A 21,681-nucleotide genomic window follows, 5' to 3' on the forward strand; every position below is an offset into this window, starting at 1 on the left:
TATGAACAGAAGCATTAAGAAAGTAGCGGTTTTAGGTTCGGGAATTATGGGTTCACGTATTGCCTGCCATTTTGCCAATATTGGGGTTGAAGTACTGTTGTTAGATATTGCAGCAAAAGCACCTGAAGGAGCCGAGCAAAAGCCTTATGACAAAAATAAAATTGTAAATGATGCACTGCAAGCTGCGGTGAAAAGCAATCCTTCGCCTATATATTCAAAAACGGTAGTGCAAAAAATTAGCACCGGTAATTTTGAGGATGATATGCCAAAAATTGCCACCTGTGATTGGGTAATTGAAGTAGTAGTAGAGAATTTGGATATCAAGAAAAAGGTGTTTGAGCAGGTAGAACAGTTCCGTAAACCGGGTACTTTAATTACCTCTAATACTTCGGGTATTCCCATCCATTTAATGGCAGAAGGACGCAGCGAAGATTTTAAAGCGAATTTTTGCGGAACGCACTTTTTTAATCCGCCACGCTATTTAAGGTTGTTGGAAATTATCCCTACGCCACACACTAAGCCAGACGTAGTTGATTTTTTAATGCACTATGGTGATAAGTTTTTGGGAAAAACTACCGTGTTGTGTAAAGATACGCCGGCTTTTATTGCCAATAGGGTTGGAGTTTATTCCATCATGGCGTTGCTGCATTCGGTTGAGAAACTGGATTTGACCGTTGAAGAGGTGGATAAGTTTACTGGGCCAGCATTGGGTAGGCCAAAATCGGCTACTTTCCGTACATCGGATGTGGTGGGTTTAGATACCATGATTAAAGTAGCGAAAGGCTTGTACGATAATGTGCCTGATGATAAAGCGCATGATTTGTTCAAACTGCCTGCTTACGTTGAAAAAATGGCCGAGAACAACTGGTTAGGCGATAAAACTAAGCAAGGTTTCTATAAAAAAATTAAAAATGCAGAAGGCAAGAGCGAAATTTTGGCGCTTGACCTGAAAACGTTAGAATATCAACCACAGCAGAAAGTAAAATCGGCAACGCTTGAAATGACGAAGAGCATTGAAAAGGTAGCCGACAGAATGAAAGTTTTTGCTACAGGTAAAGATAAAGCTGGCGAATTGTTCCGCACTTCTTTCTTTGGTTTGTTTGAGTACGTATCTGATCGTATTCCTGAAATTGCCGATGAGCTTTACAAGATAGACGATGCCATGCGTGCCGGTTTTGGCTGGGAACTTGGTCCTTTTGAAGTATGGGATGCTGTTGGCGTAGCCGATGCCATTGAGGGAATGAAAAAGTATGGCAATGAACCGGCAGCTTGGGTAACTGAAATGCTATCGGCAGGACATACTTCGTTTTATAAAGTTGAAGACGGCATTAAGAAGTATTACGATATTCCATCAAAAAGCTATAAGGAAATTCCGGGCACAGCCGATTTTATTGTCCTAGAAAATTTAAAAGCTAGCGGAAAAGTGCTGTACAAAAATGCTGGTGCATCAATTATTGATTTAGGTGATGGTATTTTGAATGTGGAATTCCACTCGAAGATGAATACCATTGGTGGTGATACGCTAACGGCAATTAACAAAGCGATTGATATGGCGGAGAAAGATTACCGTGGCGTGGTGATTGGTAATGATGGCGCTAATTTTTCTGCTGGAGCTAACGTGGGCATGATTTTTATGATGGCCGTGGAGCAGGAGTGGGACGAGTTGAATATGGCTGTGAAGATGTTCCAAAATACTTCTATGCGTATCCGTTATTCATCTATACCAGTAGTAGTTGCTCCACATAATTTAACACTGGGCGGCGGTTGCGAGTTTAGTTTGCATGCCGATCACGTACAGCTTAGTGCTGAAACTTACATGGGCTTAGTGGAGTTTGGTGTTGGTGTTATTCCAGGCGGTGGTGGTACCAAGGAGTTTGCATTAAGAGCTGCTGATGAATACAAGGATGATCAGATTGTTCAAAATACGCTGAAAGATAGATTTTTAACTATCGGTATGGCAAAAGTTTCTACGTCGGCAGTGGAGGCGTTTGAATTGGGTTATCTGCAAAAAGATAAATACTCGATTAGCATGAACCGTAGTCGTTTAATTGCTGATGCTAAAGCCAAAGCTATTGAATTGGCTGAAGCTGGTTACACTAAACCAGTGCAGCGCAAAAATATCAGGGTATTGGGCAAGCAAGGTTTGGGTATTGTTTACGCAGGTGCAAATAGCATGTACGCCGGAAACTATATTTCGGAACATGATAAAAAAATCTCAGAGAAATTGGGTTGGGTAATGTGCGGCGGCGATTTGTCGGCGCCAACGGAAGTTACGGAACAGTATCTGTTGGATTTGGAACGTGAGGCCTTTTTATCGCTATGCGGAGAAAGAAAAACTTTAGAGCGGATACAAAGTATAGTGACGAAAGGGAAGCCGTTGAGGAATTAAATAGGAGTATCGAGATATGAGTATCGAGTATCAAGAATTGATACGGATTGTCTCCAATATGAATTGAAAGAACTGATAGAAGGCTGGTGCAGGTAGTTTAATACTTGATGCTCGCCGGTAAGAATATTAATAAGCTTGTACAGGTGCTTGATACTTGATACTCGCTACTCAATACTAAAAAAATGAATGAAGCATACATAATAGCAGGATTGCGCACCGCTGTAGGAAAAGCGCCTCGTGGTGTATTTCGTTTTACAAGAGCTGATGATTTAGCCGCCGATGTAATTAAGCAATTGGTGGCGTCTATTCCTAATTTGGATAAGGAGCAGATAGACGATGTCATTGTTGGAAATGCTACTCCAGAAGCAGAACAAGGCCTAAATGTTGGTCGTATGATTAGCTTAATGGGCTTGGATACCGATAAGGTGCCTGGGGTTACGGTAAATAGGTACTGTGCATCAGGTTTGGAAGCCATTGCCACAGCGGTAGCTAAAATTAAAGCCGGCATGGCCGATTGTATTATTGCGGGTGGAGTGGAGGTAATGTCGGGAATGCCTTTTGGAGGATGGAAATTAGTGCCCAATCCGGACGTGGCAAAGAACAATCCAGATTGGTACTGGGGCATGGGCTTAACAGCAGAAGCGGTGGCAAAGGAATATCAAGTAAGCAGAGAAGACCAAGATGAATTTGCCTTTCAGTCGCACATGAAAGCTATTGAGGCTATTAAAAATGGTCATTTGAAAGCTGGTGTAGCACCAATCACGGTGAATGAGACTTATTTGGATGAGCAGTTGAAGAAGAAAACAAAATCATATGTAGTAGATACCGATGAGGGACCAAGAGCTGATACCACTCTGGAGCGTTTGGCAAAGTTAAAACCTGTTTTTGCAGCAACCGGTTGCATTACTGCAGGGAACTCTTCCCAAACTTCTGATGGCGCTGCTTTTGTTTTAGTGGTTTCGGAGAAGAAAATGAAAGAGTTAGGAGTGGAGCCTATCGCTCGTTTGGTGAGCTACGGCGTTGCTGGCGTTCCTCCACGTATTATGGGAATTGGCCCAATTGAGGCGATTCCAAAAGCTTTGAAGATGGCAGGAATGGAGCAAAATCAAATCGACCTAATCGAGTTGAATGAGGCTTTTGCTTCTCAATCTTTAGCTATCATCAGAACTTTAGGTTTGGATCAGAGCAAGATTAATGTGAACGGTGGTGCAATTGCTTTAGGCCATCCACTAGGTTGTACAGGTGCTAAACTATCAGTGCAGCTTTTTAATGAAGCTAAGCGCAGGAATAGCAAATATGGCATGGTAACAATGTGCGTAGGTACTGGTCAAGGTGCCGCAGGGATTTTTGAAGTTTACTAGTACCGAGATATGAGTATCAAGTATCAAGAAATAGCAAAACGCAGTTACGCATTTTAAATTAAACACATGTGATTAGAGTAATTGCAAGTCAAGTCTCGATACCAGATACTCATTACTTGATAATTAAAACTTATGCACAACTTCAAAGATTTAAAAGTTTGGCAAAAAGCTATGGATTTAGCCGTTGAGGTTTATAGAGCGATGTCTCTATTACCGAATGATGAAAAATTTGGTCTAGTGTCCCAGATAAAAAGATGTACAATTTCAATATCATCAAATATTGCCGAGGGAGCGGGTAGAAATACAGATTTACAGTTCAAACATTTTTTAAATATTAGTCAAGGTTCTGCTTTCGAACTTGAAACCCAATTAATTATTTCAAATAGGTTAGGTTTGATAAGTGATGAACTTGCGAAAAGTCTACTGGAACAAACAACAGAAATTCAAAAGATGATATATGCCTTAGGGCGAAAATTAACGAATTAATTAATTTGAGGATATCAAGTTAAGCAAGCTACATCTTGATACTTGATACTCACTACTTGATACTAAATTATGAGCAAAACAATCAAAGGCGGAGAATTCTTAATTAAAGAAACCTCCTATCACGATGTATTTATTCCGGAAGAATTTGATGAAGAGCAGCAAATGATTGCGCAAACCTGTCGCGATTTTTTAGCAGCTGAAGTTTATCCGAATCTCGAAAAACTGGATAGCCACGAAGACCCGGAGCTGATGCCTAACCTTTTGACTAAAGCTGGAGAATTAGGGATTTTGGGTGTTTCCGTGCCTGAGGAGTACGGAGGCTTCGGCAAAAACTTCAACACATCAATGTTAGTGGCCGATGTAGTAGGAGCGGGGCATTCATTTGCCGTGGCTTTATCAGCACATACTGGTATTGGAACCTTGCCAATTTTATACTACGGTAACGAAGAACAAAAAGCGAAATATATTCCAAAGTTAGGTACAGGAGAATGGAAGGCAGCATATTGTTTAACTGAACCAAATTCAGGCTCTGATGCCAACTCTGGAAAAACCAAAGCTAAGTTGAGCGAGGATGGTAAGCACTATATTATTAACGGGCAAAAAATGTGGATCACCAATGGTGGATTTGCAGATATCTTTATCGTTTTTGCAAAAATTGACGATGACGAAAACCTAACTGCATTTATTGTAGAACGTGATTTTGGTGGCATTACCATGAACCCAGAAGAACATAAAATGGGAATCAAGGGCTCGTCAACACGCCAAATATTCTTCAACGACTGCATGGTTCCGGTTGAAAACATGCTTAGCGATCGTCAGAATGGATTTAAAATTGCAGTTAATATCCTGAATATTGGTCGTATCAAGCTTTCTGCGGCTGCAATTGGGGCTTCTAAAGCAACCATTAACACAGCCGTAAATTATGCAAATGAACGTCAACAGTTTGGCAGATCCATTTCAAAATATGGTGCTATACGCTACAAAATAGCTGAAATGGCATCAAAAGTTTATGCAGTTGATGCGGCTAACTATCGTGCTGGACAAAATATTGATGATACCTACGATGCAATGGTTGCCGATGGAATGGAACCAGCAAAAGCAAAGTTGAAATCTGTAGAGCAGTTTGCCGTGGAGTGTGCAATTTTAAAGGTGTGGGGTTCAGAAGCCTTAGACTATGTAGTTGACGAAGGCGTACAAATTTATGGAGGTATGGGCTTCAGTGCAGATGCGCCAATGGACAGAGCTTATCGCGATGCTCGTATCAACCGTATTTTCGAAGGAACAAATGAAATTAACCGCTTGCTAACGGTAGATATGATGTTGAAACGTGCCATGAAAGGTGAGTTGGATTTAATGGGGCCCGCAACAGCAGTCGCAAATGAATTAATGGCTATCCCTGATTTTGGAGAGGAAGACGATACCCTTTTTGCAGCAGAAAAGAAAATATTACAGAACTTGAAAAAAGCAACTTTGATGGTAGCTGGAGCTGCTGTACAAAAATTGATGATGAGCTTAAGCAAAGAGCAAGAGATTCTGATGAATATTGCCGATATGGCAAGTTATGTTTATGTTGCTGAATCAGCTTTGCTGCGTACTGAAAAATTGGTAAGTATGAGAGGAGAGGAAGCTTGCCAAGGGCAGTTGGATTTGACACGCATTTATTTTGTAGAAGCAGTAGATGGCGTGGCAAAAGCAGGTAAAGAAGCACTTTGGGCTTTTGGTGAGGGAGATGAACTTCGCATGATGTTGGTAGGTTTACGTAGGTTTACGAAAATGGAGCCGTTTAATGTAAAACAAGCTCGTCAGAATGTAGCAGCGCAGATTATTGAAGCAAACAAGTATATATTCTAGGTATTAGTGGCTAGGTATTAGGAGTTAGTACTAAGGTTTGAATTGTGAATGTTCAGACTTTAGGTATTAGGAGTTAGTACTAAGGTTTGAATTGTGAGTGTTCAGGCTTTAGGTATTAGTGACTAGGTATTAGGAGTTAGTATTAAGGTTTAAGGTCTGAAAGATTATTTCTTTGCCTTAAACCTTTTTGTTTTCAATAAATCTCACCCTAACCCCTAACCCCTAACCCCTAACCCCTAACCCCTAACTCCTAACTCCTAACTCCTAACTCCTAACCCCTAATGCTAACTGTTAAATTTGGTTAAAAATTGTAGCAACGGCTTTAAAAGTTTATTTTTGCTGAATGAAGTTAAAAACTAGGCTTTTACTGGTGCTTACAGCGGTTGTTGTTGTGCTTGGTTCGTGTAGTAAGGATAAATTCGATGAGGCAGAACAGGCAAAATTAGATGATGCAGCCATTGTAGAGTTTGTAACTAAGAATAATATTCCAGCTATTAGACACTCTTCGGGTTTATACTATCAGATTATCACCGCCGGAACAGGAGCTAGTGTTACTGCCGCTTCTACGGTTGGCGTTAGTTATACAGGGAAGCTGCTTGACGGAACACAATTCGATAAGTCTACTTCCACCGTAACTTTTCCATTAACAGGTGTAATTCAAGGTTGGACCATCGGCGTTCCTTTAATAAAAGTTGGAGGGCGTATTAGACTTATTATTCCTTCCGGATTAGGCTATGGCAATAATTCACCAAGTCCATCTATTCCAAAAAATTCAGTTTTAGATTTTACTATCGATTTGCTTCAAGCACAATAAAATATAAATGCGTAAAATAACCATATACTTAGCCGCACTATTTAGTGCAATCGTTTTTCTAAGTTCTTGTGAAAAAGAATATGAAACTATAGAACAGGTAGATAACCAGAATATTGCTGCCTATAAAAAAGCAAATAGCTCACTGTCTTTTACTGATATAGACGGCTATAGTTATAGTATTGCCAATCCAGGAACTGGTGCCGATTTGAAGAGTTCTGATTCTGTCTATTATTCGTATGCATTCAAATCAACTAATGGAACAGTTTATAGTCAAACAAGTAATTTGATGATACCAGGAACACTTTTAGGTTATATTGACCGATTTGATATAGGTGGAAGGGCCTTTGTGTTCAAGCCTGTCAGAGAAGTGTTCTCAAAACTAAAAAGAGGTGGTAAGGCAGTTTTGTTATTGCCTTCGAGAATGGCGTTTGGAAAGAATGGTTTATCAACCTTCGGCATCGGATCTAATGAAACCATAGTTGTTGAGCTAGCGCTTTATACCTATGCGAAGAGGCACGAGGTGGATGCTTACGAAATTCCAGAATTTATAAGTAAAAATAACCTGACATTTACTAATGATCTTACTACAGGTATAAGATATAATGTTATCACTCCGGGAACAGGAACCGATTTAGTAGGGCCTAAGACAACATTTGTTTGTAACTACACTGGTAGATTTTTAGACGGCACTGTATTCGAACAAAGAGACGCCATTACATTCAGACTTGAAGAATTAATTAAAGGGTGGGGGATTTTATCTGGCAGGGTGTCTGCGGGAGGTAAAATCAGGATATTATTGCCATCACACCTCGCTTATGGATCTAATCCTCTCGACTTCGATATCGAAATAACTAGCGTTACTAAAGACTAATAGAAGTCCCGAGAAATCGGGACTTTTTTATTGAAGTGCTTTTTTGTAGGTATCTAATGCTCGCTTTCTAGCAAAATCATGTTCTACAATGGGCATTGGAGCAATTGCCTTTTTATATTCTGGCGCCCATTTAAAAACGTATTCCATCTTCGGATCAAATTTTTTGAGCTGTAGTTCTGGATTGAAGACACGGAAATATGGAGCGGCGTCATTTCCGCTACCACAGGCCCATTGCCAACCACCAATGTTACTGGCCTGCTCGTAATCCAAGAGTTTCTCTGCAAAATAAGCTTCGCCCAAACGCCAGTCAATAAGCAGGTGCTTACATAAAAAGCTTGCTACTACCATCCGCACCCGATTGTGCATAAATCCAGTTTCATTCAGTTGGCGCATGCCCGCATCCACCAGAGGATAGCCGGTTTCTCCCTTGCACCAACGTTCAAATTCTTTTTCGTTGTTTTTCCATTGGATCCGGTCATAGTCGGGTTTAAAAGCTTTAGTTACGGTGTGAGGAAAATGCCAAAGAATCATCATATAAAACTCTCGCCAGGCCAGTTCTGAAACCCACTTGTCTGCTTTCTGCGCCAAAGCCTCAGTCACTACTTGTCTGATGCTTACCGTTCCAAAACGCAAGTGAATACCAATACGAGTAGTAGCATTTTTCGCAGGGAAGTCTCTATCATTTTCGTAACCTTTAAGGTGTGATTTAAAATTTGACGATGGAAATTTGACATCGCTCGCTTGAAAACCTATGCTAGCAAGTGAAGGAAATTGAATAGACTTGGTTTGGTATAAGTTTTTAAAATACTTTTCTGTGGGATATGATTTGAGGTAAAAATCGTTCAGCTTTTGTGACCATTGCCTGTAATATGGCGTAAAAACAGTGTAAGGTGTGCCATCCGCTTTCTGCACTTCATCTTTTTCAAAAATCACCTGGTCCTTAAAAGTGTAAAAAGATGCATTTTCTTTTTTTAGCAGCTTGGCTATATCCTCATCACGCTGTTTTGCGTAAGGCTCATAATCATGGTTAGTAAACACCTTACTTACTTGGTATTCTTTTAATATTTCTTTCCAAGCATTTTCGGGGTTATCATGTTTAATTAAAATAGATGAACCCAGCTTGGTGAGCTGCTCATTGATTTCATTCAGCTGCTGGTAAATAAAATCAACCCTGGCATCTTTTTTATTGGTCAGCTTATCAAGAATTTCCTTGTCAAAAATGAAGAGCAACAGCACAGGTTTTTCAGCTTTTAAAGCGTGATAAAGTGCAGCGTTGTCGGCTAGTCTTAAATCTCTTCTCAGCCAACAAATGTTAATAGGAGTTTCACTATTTTTTGTGCTCATATATTGTTTCTAAGGTTTCTTTCAAGTCCAAATATCTAAATTGAAATCCAGTATTTAATATTTTTTGAGCGGAAGTGTTGCTGCTAAGTAGCGGTAGTATACTCATTTCGCCAAGTATGGCTTTAAGTACAAATTTTGGAACATTAATTGGCCAAATTGGTTTGTGCAATACTTTGCCTAATACCTGAGTGAAAGTTTTGTTAGTGGCCGGAGACGGCGCTGAACCGTTGTAAGCATCAAACATTTGATGATCTTCCACCGCTTTAACGAACATATTCACTAAATCATCAATATGAATCCAAGGAAGCCATTGCTTTCCTGAGCCTAAAGCGGCACCAACTAACATGTTAATTGGTTTAGCCATGGTAGGCAAGGCGCCGCCTTTTGAGCTTAACACTATGCCAATTCGGATTTTAACCACTCTAATGCCTAGGGCAATACCTTGGTCGGCCGCTTTTTCCCAAGCTACACAGCAGTCTGCTAAAAAGCCAGTTCCCGGCAAGCTATCTTCATCTAAAATCTCATCTGCACGATCTCCATAGTAACCAACTGCTGATGCCGATATGTAATGTTTTACAGCAGCGTTAGTGGACTTGATAGCGTTGAATATCAATTCAGCAGATTTTACCCTACTGTCAATAATTTGCTGTTTTCGTTGCGCTGTCCAAGGTTGATCTGCTATGCCTTCCCCGGTTAGATTGATTATGGTATCTATGCCTTCAAAAGCTTTTTCATCAATTGTTTGTTGGTAAACATCCCAGTTGTAAAGTTGCACATTCTTTACCTGTTTTTTTGCTGTGTTTCGAACCAACAGGTTAATCTGGTAACCCTTGTTGAGCAATTGGGCAATGAGCTGTTCGCCAACCAAACCGGTGGCGCCCGCAAGTAGAATTTTTTTCGCCATAGTTTACAAACCCTAAGATATGTATTTGGTTTGTGATGGCTATTTTTTTACATGGTTTTGAAAAAAATTGACAATAGCAGGATTTGCAGATTGTGGGTAGCCGTGTCCACCTGAGTGAATGAAAAGTAATACATCATTACCATTTTTACCTTCGTATTTGGTGATATTGCTGTCTAATTTCACGCCTTCCGTAGCACAACCGTTAATTTTAAGCACAGCATTGTAGGTCAGTTTTTGCATGAACGGTTTAACCAAAGGATCATTTTCGCCCATTAAATGCAAGGCCGGCTTTGGCGTAAGTGCACTTATTAGTTTACCCGCGGCAGTTGCTGTTGGTGCAAACGCAGCAAATTCATTGGCACGGGTAGCCCAAAGTAAATAAGTAAAACCGCCTCCATTAGAATGTCCGGTGGCATAAATGCGGTTAGCGTCTATTTTATAAGTTTTCTTTAAAGTCGCCAACATCGCATCAAAAAACTGCAAATCTCTGTTGTTATTAGTTTGATCATTCATCACCCAGCCGCTTTTTTTGCCTTCTGGATCGGTAAGCATGCCTGGCGTATTTAAACCTTGCGGAAAAACGAGAATGGCTTCAGGCCAAAGCTGGTCAAAACGGTGGGTTTTATACATATTTAGGCTGGTGCCACCATGGCCATGAAACGCAAATACCAATGGCATTGCTTTACTGTTCGCATTTACTGGAATGTAAACAAGCGCTTTTCGGGTTTGGCCATCAATTGTCCACTCTAGGGTTTTTAAGGTTTCTTGAGCAAATCCTGCGGTTGTAACGGCGAACCACAAAAGCAATGAGGTGGCAAATTTTAGGGCAAGGTGTTGTTTCATAAATTGATAGATAGTGTTTGCCAAGTAAAGTTTAATTGCAATGTGGCAAAAAATAAACAATGCCAAGCAGAAAACGTTACTTTTATAAGCGCCTTAAAAATTATGAAGAAAGTTTTAATTACTCGTCGTATTAGCGATAATGCAGTTAATTTGATTAAAGAAGCAGGCTATGAGGTTACTGTTTATGCAGAGTCAAAGGACCTTACCCAGCAACAGCTCATTGAAATGTGTGAGGGTCATTGTGGCTTGTTGAGCGTCGGTCCAAATCAACTCGATGCTAACTTTTTTAAGTCTTGCCCACAAATTAAAGCCGTTGCTTTAATGAGTGTAGGATATGATAAGGTAGATATTGCAGCAGCTACTAAATTTGACGTTCCAATAAGCAACACGCCTGACGTGCTAAACGAAGCTACGGCAGATATCGCTTTTTTATTAATGTTATCGGTTGCTAGAAAAACATTTTACATGCACAAAACTATTGAGCGTGGCGAGTGGACTTTCTTCGACCCGTTGAAAAACCTTGGGCAAGAAATTTACGGCAAAACGTTAGGTGTTTTTGGTTTGGGAAGAATTGGATTTGAAATGGCTAAAAAGGCAAAGTACGCTTACGGAATGAACATCATTTATCATAATAGGAATAAAAATGCTAAAGCTGAAAAACAGCTAAAAGCCCAATATGTGTCCTTTGATGAATTATTGGAGCAAAGTGATGTGTTAAGTGTGCATGCTAATTTGAGTGATGAAACCAAAGGGATTTTCAATAGAAGTGCTTTTGAAAAAATGAGACCTAATGCCATTTTTATTAATGCTGCTCGCGGTGCTATCCACAATGAGAATGACTTAATCAAAGCCTTACAAGATCAGACGATTTGGGGTGCTGGTTTAGATGTTACTAATCCGGAGCCTATGAAAAAAGACAATCCTTTGTTGCAAATGGAAAATGTTTGTGTGTTGCCACATATTGGTTCTGCTACAGAAGAGACAAGAGAGAAAATGGCTATAATGGCCGCTGAAAATGTAGTTGCGGCATTAAAAGGCGAGCAGATGCCGCAAATTATCGATCCCGGCTTCTATCTCGATAAATAATAATGGCCGCTGAGTAAATTCGGCAACATATTTTCAGTAACTCGAATGTAAATGTTAGCGTTTGTTAAAAATAATAAATGCTATTTTTAAAAATTCTATTTTTATTTCATGATAGTTGCTATAAAAAATGAACATTTAGCAGTTGAGTTTTCTACTAAAGGTGCCGAGTTGCAGCGTGTGGTTGGTATTGACAGTGAGGTGAACTACATGTGGAGTGGCGATGCTAATTTTTGGGCCAAATTTAGCCCAGTACTTTTTCCTATTGTTGGCGCTTTAAAAAATGATAGCTACAACTATCAAGATAAAACCTATCACTTGCTAAGACATGGCTTTGCCAGAGATATGGAATTTTCACATGAAATTACAGGTACAAATACAGTCACCTTCAAGCTGAGTCATACTGAAGAAACACTCGCAAAATATCCTTTCAAGTTTGAGCTAAACATCAGCTATCACTTACACGGCGCCAGTTTAAAATGCACTTATCAGGTGATGAATTTGGATGCCAAAACAATGCTGTTTTCCATTGGTGGGCATCCAGCGTTTGCTGCTCCATTAAATAACCAAGGCATTTACACCGACTATTATTTGCAGTTTAACAACGATGATGAATTAACTTATCATCACATCGTATCAAATTTAATTGCCGATGAAACGACTACCGTTGAGTTGAAAGATAAGATTTTGCCGCTACAACACGAGCTTTTTTATGGAGATGCGCTGGTATTCAAAAATCTTAAGAGCAATCAAATTCGGTTACTAAATACTAAAAATTATAACGGCCTTAATTTCCATTTTGAAGGCTTTCCGTATTTTGGGATATGGGCTGCGATTGATGCCGATTTTGTTTGCTTAGAGCCTTGGTGTGGCGTAGCCGATAGCGTTAATCATAACGGAAATTTAGAAGAGAAAGAAGGGATAGAACAATTAGAGCCAGAAAACATGTGGGAACGTAGTTGGGAGATTTGCTGTTTTTAGATTCTATGTAAGCAGTAGCCCTAAAACTTATCTGTTTTTTATCATTAACCATTTTAATCCGTGAACAGCAGAAGAAATTTCCTCAAGCAAGCGAGTTTATTATCTGGAGCGGCGATGTTATCAAATCTACTTCCAGAGGCCATACAAAGAGCATTGGCAATTAACCCAAACCTAGGGACAACCTTTTACGACGCTGAGCATATCGTGTTTTTAATGCAGGAAAACCGATCTTTTGATCATATGTTCGGAACGTTACGTGGCGTGAGGGGTTTTAATGATCCGTATCCTCATTCGTTACCTAATAAAGATAAAGTTTGGTTGCAGCGTGATGCTAAAGGAAATGCTTACACCCCATTTCATCTCGATTTAAATAAAACAAAGATAACTTGGCAAGGTGGTTTAGCTCATTCCTGGCCTGATCAAATTGCAGCCAGGAATAATGGTAAATATGACAAATGGGTGCCAGTCAAATCTGCCATGTCTTTAGGTTATTACCAGAGAGAGGATTTGCCTTTTTATTATGCCCTAGCTGATTCATTTACTGTTTGTGACCATTATTTTTGTTCTTCTTTAACAGGAACTACCCCAAATAGACTGTTTTTTTGGACGGGTAATGTTAGGCCCAATCCGAAAGATAAATCGCTCAGACCGGTGGTGAATAACAATCAAGCCGAGTCGCATACCAATACATTTGTTGATTGGTCTACATTTCCTGAACTTTTGCAAGATAACGGAGTAGATTGGAGAGTTTATCAGAATGAGATCTGGACAGCTAAACTTCCAACAGAAATAGATGATTGGCTGGGTAATTACGGTGATAACGCACTGGAATACGTCAAAAGGCACCAAGTGAAACTATCAGCATATTTTAGAAAAAACGGTGATAAAACTGCTAATCCAAGTTTAAGTGCGGAAGAGGTTCTGGAAAGATATCATAAGCTGAGTGACAAAGAGAAGGAATTAATCGATAGGGCTTTTACTACCAATGTTAATGCTCCTGACTATTTAGATTTAACCAAATTGCCCGTTGTTTCGCCACATGATGGAACAGTTGATTTGGTAGATGTGCCGAAGGGTGATATATTTTATCAGTTCCGTAAAGATGTGAATGAAGGAAAGCTGCCGACAGTTTCATGGTTGGTGGCACCACAGCGTTTTTCGGATCATACAAGTTCGCCACTGTATGGGACTTGGTACGTTTCAGAGGCCTTAAATATCCTAACTCAAAATCCTGAAGTTTGGAAGAAAACCATTTTCATTGTGAACTATGATGAGAATGATGGCTATTTTGACCATATTCCGCCTTTTGTTCCTCCAAAACCAAATACTACGGCGCAGGGTAAGGTTTCCGCTGGGATCAACATCTCTTCAGATTACGAAAGTGATGAAGAAAGTCCAATTGGCTTGGGCTATCGCGTTCCCATGATTGTGGCTTCACCTTGGAGCCGAGGTGGTTATGTCAATTCTCAAATTTTTGATCATACCAGCACATTGATGTTTTTGGAAAAGTTCATACATCATAAAACTGGAAAGGCGTTAAAAAGTGAACAAATCAGTAGTTGGAGAAGAGCCGTTTGCGGTGATCTTACATCGGCATTTAGGCCTTATAACGGGGAGAAAATCGACGGTCCGTCATTGCTAGAAAGAGATAAGGTAATTAGAAAGATCCAGCAAGTTCGCGACAATCCAAAGCAGGAACGGCCACATCCGTTGAAAGAGAACGAGATCATTAAGGTTAATCAGCAACATGCTTTTCAACTGCAGTCATCGGTCTTAATGCCCAAACAAGAATTGGGAACTAAACCTGCGTGTGCGTTACCTTATCATTTATTGGTTGATGCTGTTGTGGCACAAGACAAAAAAAACGTGACGTTGGAATTTGCTGTTACCGATAAAAGTGTTGGTACTCCTTTTAAAGTAACCGCATTAAATGCGTACCATGGCGAGCTGGGTGCCAACTGGAATATGGCTGTAAAAACTAACGACAGCCTTAAATACAGTTGGAATATCAGTGCTTTCGAACGGGCGCATTATGAATTGCAAGTGCATGGACCTAATGGATTTTACCGTAGGTTTAGTGGTAGTGCCGCCGATCCCAAATTAGCGGTGAAATGCATTTTTGAAGAGCACGGAAATTCGAAAGTTAATTCTGGTAACATAAAGTTGTTGTTGAAAAATACTGGAAGTAAGCCTTTAGAAGTGCTAATTCAGGATGAAGTATATAAAGCCAACACGAAAACAATCAAAATTGAGCGTTTTACTGAAAAAGCTGTACTGTTAAATTTGCAAAAGCATCACCATTGGTATAACTTCTTGCTTACCGTAGCTGGTTCGAAAGGCTACCAAAGGATGTATGCAGGCCACGTGGAAACCGAAAAAGATAGTACGACCGATCCGTACATGGGAGGCGAGTTATAGCTTTAAATGCTTTTTATTTAAATATTTTGTTTTAGCATAGGGGTGGAGTAATTTCTTGTTGTCTCATTTTTAAAGACAACGCAAATGAGAAATTTACAACACAACAAAACATTATTGACAGGCATTAAGCAAGCTGCATTTACGCTGCTTACTTTCGTTTCCCTTAATGCAATTGCTCAGGATTCAAGAACATTCAAAACTCATGTCGGATTAATTTATCCGCTGAGCACTAACGGCACTAGCGCCGCTTTAGATACTAACGATTTATCTATCCACTTGATCGCTGGTGTTTCTTCTGTTGAACGCGGCAGCGCCTTTGCTGGGTTTTCGAATATAGTGCGAAACGAAACAAGAGGTGCTCTATTTGCTGGCTTTGCTAATCATGTGGGTAAACAGGTTAGTGGCGGTTTATTTGCTGGTTTTTTGAATACGTCTCAATCGGCGAATGGATTACAGTTTTCAGGCTTCGCTAATTTATCCAAGGGTAATGTGACAGGAGCGCAGTTGGCTGGATTTTTAAATACTACTTCGTTTGATATGGAGGGCTTACAAGTCGCTGGATTTGCTAATATCGTTCGTAATATCAACGGAACACAGCTCGCAGGTTTTTCTAATATCGCACAAAATATTTCGGCTTCGCAATTTGCAGGGTTTATCAATATAGCCAAAGACGTAAAAGGTAGTCAATTCGCAGGGTTCATTAATGTCGCTAAAAAAGTAAAAGGAGCTCAAATTGCAGGTTTTATTAATGTTGCTGAAAGTAGTGATTGCCCAATTGGAATCATTAACATAATCAAAAATGGGGAGAAAAGCATAGCCACAACCATTGACGAAACTCAAACTACCATGTTCACTTTTAGATCGGGTGGAAAATACCTTTACGGGATTGTTGGAGTAGGTTATAATTGGAAAAACGTCGATGAAGTGTACGCCTTTGAGGCGGGTTTTGGCGCACATTTCTATCAATCAAAACATTTTAGGTTAAATGTAGAATTAACTCAAGCTGCCCTAGAAGACTTTAAGGATGGCGAGTATTGTAAAAGTACACTAAGGTTATTGCCTGCAGTAAAAATTGCTCCTTGGCTTGAATTTTTTGGCGGGCCTTCCATCAACTTCGTAAGTACTAATACCGCCGAAGGTTTAGCGTTACACCCGGCAAATGACGGTTTGGTATTGCACACTTGGCAAAATCGCTCGTCTGATTATAGGCAGTCGTTGCACATTGGTTATCACGGTGGTCTTCAAATCGTTTTTTAGTAAATTATAAACACACTATATAATGAAACAATTTCTTTTCATTGGATTACTTTTGGTTGTTGGCCTATCCGCCTGTAAAAAAGATCGCATTACAGCTAATGGCAACATCATTACCGAGCATCGTGATCTCGGTGCCTTTAACGGTATTCGGTCAAGCGGCTCAACACCTGTAAAAGTTTTTTACGGCGACGAATTTAAGGTGCTAGTAAAGGGTTCAAGCAATTTGATTCCGTATTTCGAAACCAGAGTAGTTGGCACTACCCTGTATTTAGGATTCGAAAATATCAACATTAGCAGGGATGATATTGAAGTAGAAGTCACTTTGCCTGCTATTCAAAAAATTGAGCTGAGTGGTAGCGGCGATGTAAATATTATTAATACATTCCCGGTTTTACAAAATTTGGCGGTGAGATTAAGTGGGTCGGGTAAAGTTGAAGCATTAAGTTCAATGGCGGTAGTTCAGGCGCACATCACTATTTCAGGTTCGGGCAATGTAAACTTAGAACCGTTGAGTGCTTTGGAAGCTGATTTAACCATTTCGGGTAGCGGTAATGCTAAACTTCAAGTGCAGCAACAACTAAAGGCAACAATTAGCGGCAGCGGCAAAGTGTACTATCGTGGTAACCCTAGCTTACAACAAGAAATAAGCGGTTCTGGCAAAGTCATTAAATTCTAAAGTGTCGTAAGCTGTGATATAGTTTTGGGAAATAGCACATCGTTAAATATTTAAGAATTATGACCTCGGATCAAATTCAGTCCTTACGAAGCTTTTTCAGCCTTGGAAAGTTACTTTGTAAAAATTTACTTAAACCAAAAATTAACCTTTTGTTAGTGCTAAAAACCTTGGCTTTGATATTAATGGCGCTAATGGTAGTTCAGCTCCTATTTGCGCAGTCCCATCAATCTCATATACAGCACCCGTTGTTCTTCTTGCATAGGACGGCAGATCCTATCACAGTTTTTTATCAGCTCAACTTAAATGAAGATGGGAATATCAATGAAAAACGCCCCATAAAAGCAAGTGTAATTAAGCACAACGAAACGGGAGCGGCAGTTGCAGTATCAGCCATTAGCGGAAAAATAAATTATGGTATAGTAAGCAAAAGTTTGGGTAATGGCGTTTTCGAGGTACGTTTGACCGAATATCATCAGTTAGCCATGTATCTTCAAAAAGGTGCTGATAGTAAACAGTATCAACTTTATATTAAAGACGGAGGCAAAAAACTATTATTAAAACGTGTTTTTGTGAAAATGGTAGGCGGAAAATCGGGACCTGCAAAAGCTAGATATATTGATTTGTTTACGATCTATACCGAGGATGGCGCACAAATTTTAAAACGCATTCATTTAATAACTGATTCATAACTACATTCCTAATACTCTAATTTCCGCTTACTTTATTCCAAGTTAAATGACCAATTGTGCAGCTAAAAACAAACCAATATATTTGACCCACCTTAACGTGAATAATACCTCACAAACATATAATGATCTTGCTTTTGAACAGCTTTTTAAAACACATTATAAAGCTTTGCACGCTTATGCCAATTTATTGGTAAGAGATGTCGATATCGCCGAAGAGGTTGTGCAGTCATTGTTTTTGAAGCTTTGGGAAAAACGGAGCCTATTAGAAGCACACACATCAATTAAAGCATACCTGTATAAATGTGTGTATCATGATAGTTTGAATTTGTTAAAGCATGAACAAGTAAAGGCAAAATACCAAGATTTTACTTTACATAGCATGAATGCACTGCAAGAGGCGGCATCTGGAAAAGTGGAGTTCTCCGAGCTGCAAAAAGAATTACAGCTAGCTATGCAGCTATTACCTCAGCAGTGTAGATTGATATTTCAGATGAGCCGTTTTGAAGAGTTGAAATATAGAGAAATTGCTGACCGGTTGAGGATTTCCGTAAAAACGGTAGAAAACCAAATGGGTAAAGCGCTTAAAATACTTCGGGTAAAATTAGCTGATTTTTTAGTGTTGTTAATGTTGGGGCTAATGAGTCACAACGACTTTTTAAATTAAGCAGACGATATGAAAGACGAATTATTGATCAAGTTTTTGCTTAAAGAAACTTCTAATGAAGAAAAGGAAGCAGTACAGTCGTGGATAGCCGTTAATAGTGAAAATGAAAAATATTATCAGCAATTTGAGCGCATTTGGAACGAGAGTGCAGCTTTGGCTCAACAATCAGACGTGGATGAAGAACTAGCTTGGCAAAAATTTAAGCAACGTATAAATGGAAATAAAGCTGCAGTCAAGAAAATGCCAATTAGTAGCTATTGGTTACGTATAGCAGCTGTGTTTATGCTGTGCATAGGCGCTTGGCTAAGCTATCAACACTGGTTTGGTGTTACAATGTTAAGTAGTAAGCAGTTGGTGTTGCAGCATCAATTGCCAGATGGCAGTGAACTTACATTGAACAAAAACACTAATATCAGCTATGCCGGAAACTTTAAAACTAACCGTAAGTTGGAAATCAAAAACGGCGAGGTTTTTTTTAGTGTTGCTCATGATCGCTCGCATCCATTTACCATTAAAATTGATGATGTGGAAGTTAGGGTAGTTGGTACCTCTTTCAATGTTAAGAAATTCCATGATGGCGTGGAGGTAATTGTTGAAACAGGTATAGTGAGCGTAAGCAAAAAGGGTCAGCAATTGAAGCTTACTAAAGGAGAAAGTGTATTGCTAATAGCAAAGGAGGGCGAGTTTAAAAAAGTACGCACTCAAGATGAACTATATAATTATTACCGCACCGGTGTTTTTGAAGCTAATAATACGCCACTAGATAAGTTGGTTTCAATTTTAGGAGAAGCTTATAATGAAGAAATCATTTTAAGTGATGACATTAAAAACGAGAAGATTTTTACCACCTTGCCTTTAAAATATGCGCTCGATCAAAACCTACATCGCATTTGTGAAACTTTAGATTTAAAAATGCAGCGTAACCAAGGTAAAATTTGGTTGTCTAAAAAGTAGAGATGAAAAATAAACTAATTTTATTGCTGCTTCTTACAGGTTTTTTTGCTTCGGGACAAACTTCCATAAATTATAATCAAAGTAATTTGGCTAAGCGAGTTACTTTAAATCTAAGATCTCAAAAAGTTAGCGATGTTTTAAAGCAAGTTGCAAAAGCTGGAAACTTTTATTTTACCTACAATGGAGCCTTGTTTGGTCAAGATAGTTTGGTGAACGTTAATGTACGTAATAAGCCAATTAGGGATTTGCTTGATGAATTATTTAATGGTACGGTTGATTATAAGGAGAATGAAGAATATATCATTTTAAGATACGCAGTGAACCATTGCACTATTGACGCAGAAAGTATTGTAACTGCTGAGAATTTATATAGTATTACCGGAAGGGTGGTGGATACAAAGACGGGTAAGTACCTCAAAAATGCTAGTGTTTACGAGAAACGACTGCTTCAATCGGCATTAACCGATGAAGAAGGTTTTTTTAGTTTGAAATTCAAAGGCAACCACACGGCTATTATTTTAACAGCTAGTAAAGAAACCTATCGCGATACTTCCATCATTTTTTTATCTAGTATTGATGTAAAGCCACAAGCTTACGATGATCCAGATAAGGAGAAAGGGACTTTTGTAGCCAACCTGTTAGATAATATAAAAATCAGTAGGTGGCTTACCTCATCAAAGCAGCGTATTCAAAACATAAACATTCCTAATTTCCTGGCAAGTATGCCTGTTCAGGCTTCTTTTACCCCGGGCTTGAGCTCACGGGGCAGCATGAGCGGAAACGTAGTGAATAAGTTTTCGTTGAATTTAATAGGTGGATATACCGCGGGTGTTAATGGAGCGGAAATAGCAGGGGTTTTTAATCTAAATAAGGCAAATGTACGGTATTTACAAATGGCTGGTGTACTTAATGCAATAGGTGGAAACACAGAAGGTGCGCAAGTAGCAGGCGTAGTGAATATGGTTGCACAAAATGCTAATGGTTTACAGGTGTCTGGACTTTATAACCAAGTAGTGGGCAAGGCTAATGGTATCCAGATATCAACAATTAATTATGTGAACGGCTTAACCGAGGGAATGCAGATTTCCGGGGTTGGAAACTTTGTAAATAACGAAATACACGGAATCCAAATTGCCGGTGCAGCTAATATAGCTAAATCAACAGTGCATGGATTTCAATTATCTGGGGTCAGCAACATTACCTTTGCTGATTTGAAGGGAGTACAACTTTCTGGTGTGGTCAATTACGCAAAACACAATAAAGGTTTTCAGTTGGGGCTAGTCAATCTCGCTGATACTTCTTCCGGGTTTAGTTTGGGTTTAATTAATTTGATAAGGAATGGCTATCATAAAATCAGTATATCTACTAATGACTTAATTAATGCCAATATCGCCTTTAAAGGCGGTAATGCCAAACTTTACACCATACTACTGTTAGGTAAAAACTTAGTGAAAGATAAAAACATTGAAACCGTTGGACTGGGTTTTGGGCATGATTTCTTCCCCGGTAAAACAATATCGTTTTCAACCGAGTTAACATCGCAGTACTTGCACTTAGGCCGTTGGGATTATGCCAATTTGCTTAATAAATTTCAGTTAAATGTACAGCTAAAATTGGCTGGCAGCTTTAGTATTTACGGCGGCCCAAGCCTCAACTATTATATCACCGATGCTCCATTCGGACATGTTAGCGCCAAAGGTTATAGTAGTAATATTGTTCCTTCTAACGCCAAAGTTATTGGCAAATACAACGGTTGGCTCGGCTTTATACTTGGTGTAAATATTTTCTGACGTATAAGTACTGAAATCTTCAGTCTTTATACTCGTTTTGGCCTATTTTTCAGTGTTTCATTTTATCATAGTGTATAATATTTTTAAATTGTGTTAAGCATTTGAGTTTAGAAAAATGAATTAAAAATGCCGTCCGCTTAATAATTAACGCTTGGGCTCTCAACTCTAGTTTATTCTTGTAAACACAGGTGCTGTAGGTTTAATGCATTTGCATTTAGTGACTTTGTTTAACATGTCCTAGGCTTTTTGCGTGATTTTAATGCTCCTTGTTCTGTTGCGCTTTCATTAAGTGTAGATGCCGTACAA

At 39.3% G+C, this 21,681-nt stretch carries 18 protein-coding genes; 15 read left to right on the top strand and 3 right to left on the bottom strand.

The genetic code is table 11. From position 1 onward, the window contains the following. Position 1: 1 nt before the first annotated feature. From ACY2A0_RS11080 to ACY2A0_RS11105, 6 genes are all read left to right on the top strand, one after another. Complete coding sequence (locus tag ACY2A0_RS11080; RefSeq protein WP_461789517.1) at positions 2-2,389, top strand: 3-hydroxyacyl-CoA dehydrogenase NAD-binding domain-containing protein; 2,388 nt, start codon at positions 2-4, stop codon at positions 2,387-2,389. Between the two features lie 182 nt (positions 2,390-2,571). Then, the gene (locus ACY2A0_RS11085; protein WP_461789518.1) at positions 2,572-3,750 is read left to right on the top strand and encodes an acetyl-CoA C-acyltransferase; all 1,179 of its coding nucleotides are present in this window, start codon (positions 2,572-2,574) and stop codon (positions 3,748-3,750) included. 132 nt (positions 3,751-3,882) lie between these two features. Then, positions 3,883-4,236 (top strand): four helix bundle protein, encoded by a 354-nt coding sequence (locus ACY2A0_RS11090; protein WP_461789519.1) that lies wholly within the window; start codon positions 3,883-3,885, stop codon positions 4,234-4,236. 69 nt (positions 4,237-4,305) lie between these two features. Continuing rightward, on the top strand, positions 4,306-6,087 hold the full coding sequence (locus ACY2A0_RS11095) for an acyl-CoA dehydrogenase family protein (RefSeq protein WP_461789520.1): 1,782 nt from the start codon (positions 4,306-4,308) through the stop codon (positions 6,085-6,087). A 343-nt stretch (positions 6,088-6,430) separates the two neighbouring features. After that, positions 6,431-6,901 carry an FKBP-type peptidyl-prolyl cis-trans isomerase gene (locus tag ACY2A0_RS11100; RefSeq protein ID WP_461789521.1) on the top strand — a complete coding sequence of 157 codons (471 nt, stop codon included), beginning with the start codon at positions 6,431-6,433 and terminating at the stop codon, positions 6,899-6,901. A 7-nt stretch (positions 6,902-6,908) separates the two neighbouring features. After that, positions 6,909-7,772: an FKBP-type peptidyl-prolyl cis-trans isomerase gene (locus ACY2A0_RS11105; RefSeq protein ID WP_461789522.1), complete on the top strand. Its 864-nt coding sequence runs from the start codon at positions 6,909-6,911 to the stop codon at positions 7,770-7,772. A 27-nt stretch (positions 7,773-7,799) separates the two neighbouring features. On the opposite strand, the gene ACY2A0_RS11110 is transcribed toward ACY2A0_RS11105, so the two are convergent. Genes ACY2A0_RS11110 through ACY2A0_RS11120 form a run of 3 tightly spaced genes read right to left on the bottom strand, consistent with a single transcriptional unit; the run spans position 7,800 to position 10,863 of the window. Further along, on the bottom strand, positions 7,800-9,116 hold the full coding sequence (locus ACY2A0_RS11110; RefSeq protein ID WP_461789523.1) for a cryptochrome/photolyase family protein: 1,317 nt from the start codon (positions 9,114-9,116) through the stop codon (positions 7,800-7,802). Then, on the bottom strand, positions 9,100-10,020 hold the full coding sequence (locus ACY2A0_RS11115) for a TIGR01777 family oxidoreductase (RefSeq protein WP_461789524.1): 921 nt from the start codon (positions 10,018-10,020) through the stop codon (positions 9,100-9,102). The genes ACY2A0_RS11110 and ACY2A0_RS11115 overlap by 17 nt, the downstream gene beginning before the upstream one ends. 39 nt (positions 10,021-10,059) lie before the next feature. Next, positions 10,060-10,863: a CE1 family esterase gene (locus ACY2A0_RS11120; RefSeq protein ID WP_461789525.1), complete on the bottom strand. Its 804-nt coding sequence runs from the start codon at positions 10,861-10,863 to the stop codon at positions 10,060-10,062. A gap of 102 nt (positions 10,864-10,965) precedes the next feature. On the opposite strand from ACY2A0_RS11120, the gene ACY2A0_RS11125 reads away from it, so the two are divergent. From ACY2A0_RS11125 to ACY2A0_RS11165, 9 genes are all read left to right on the top strand, one after another. Continuing rightward, complete coding sequence (locus ACY2A0_RS11125) at positions 10,966-11,949, top strand: 2-hydroxyacid dehydrogenase (protein WP_461789526.1); 984 nt, start codon at positions 10,966-10,968, stop codon at positions 11,947-11,949. A 108-nt stretch (positions 11,950-12,057) separates the two neighbouring features. Further along, entirely contained in the window at positions 12,058-12,927 is an 870-nt protein-coding gene (locus ACY2A0_RS11130; RefSeq protein WP_461789527.1) for an aldose 1-epimerase family protein, read from the top strand. Between the two features lie 60 nt (positions 12,928-12,987). Continuing rightward, positions 12,988-15,345: a phosphocholine-specific phospholipase C gene (locus ACY2A0_RS11135; RefSeq protein ID WP_461789528.1), complete on the top strand. Its 2,358-nt coding sequence runs from the start codon at positions 12,988-12,990 to the stop codon at positions 15,343-15,345. Between the two features lie 84 nt (positions 15,346-15,429). Then, complete coding sequence (locus tag ACY2A0_RS11140) at positions 15,430-16,602, top strand: hypothetical protein (protein WP_461789529.1); 1,173 nt, start codon at positions 15,430-15,432, stop codon at positions 16,600-16,602. Between the two features lie 22 nt (positions 16,603-16,624). Next, entirely contained in the window at positions 16,625-17,278 is a 654-nt protein-coding gene (locus tag ACY2A0_RS11145) for a head GIN domain-containing protein (protein ID WP_461789530.1), read from the top strand. A gap of 59 nt (positions 17,279-17,337) precedes the next feature. Continuing rightward, entirely contained in the window at positions 17,338-17,967 is a 630-nt protein-coding gene (locus ACY2A0_RS11150) for a DUF4833 domain-containing protein (protein WP_461791509.1), read from the top strand. Between the two features lie 46 nt (positions 17,968-18,013). Continuing rightward, positions 18,014-18,631 (top strand): RNA polymerase sigma-70 factor, encoded by a 618-nt coding sequence (locus ACY2A0_RS11155; RefSeq protein WP_461791510.1) that lies wholly within the window; start codon positions 18,014-18,016, stop codon positions 18,629-18,631. Between the two features lie 9 nt (positions 18,632-18,640). Next, positions 18,641-19,585, top strand: coding sequence for a FecR family protein (locus tag ACY2A0_RS11160; protein ID WP_461789532.1), 945 nt, complete (start codon positions 18,641-18,643; stop codon positions 19,583-19,585). Between the two features lie 2 nt (positions 19,586-19,587). Continuing rightward, a complete protein-coding gene (locus ACY2A0_RS11165; RefSeq protein ID WP_461789533.1) occupies positions 19,588-21,375 on the top strand; it encodes a peptidase associated/transthyretin-like domain-containing protein in 1,788 nt (595 codons plus the stop codon). The last annotated feature ends 306 nt before the right edge of the window (positions 21,376-21,681 follow it).

This window comes from Pedobacter sp. (assembly GCF_965249885.1).
Lineage (GTDB): Bacteria > Bacteroidota > Bacteroidia > Sphingobacteriales > Sphingobacteriaceae > Pedobacter.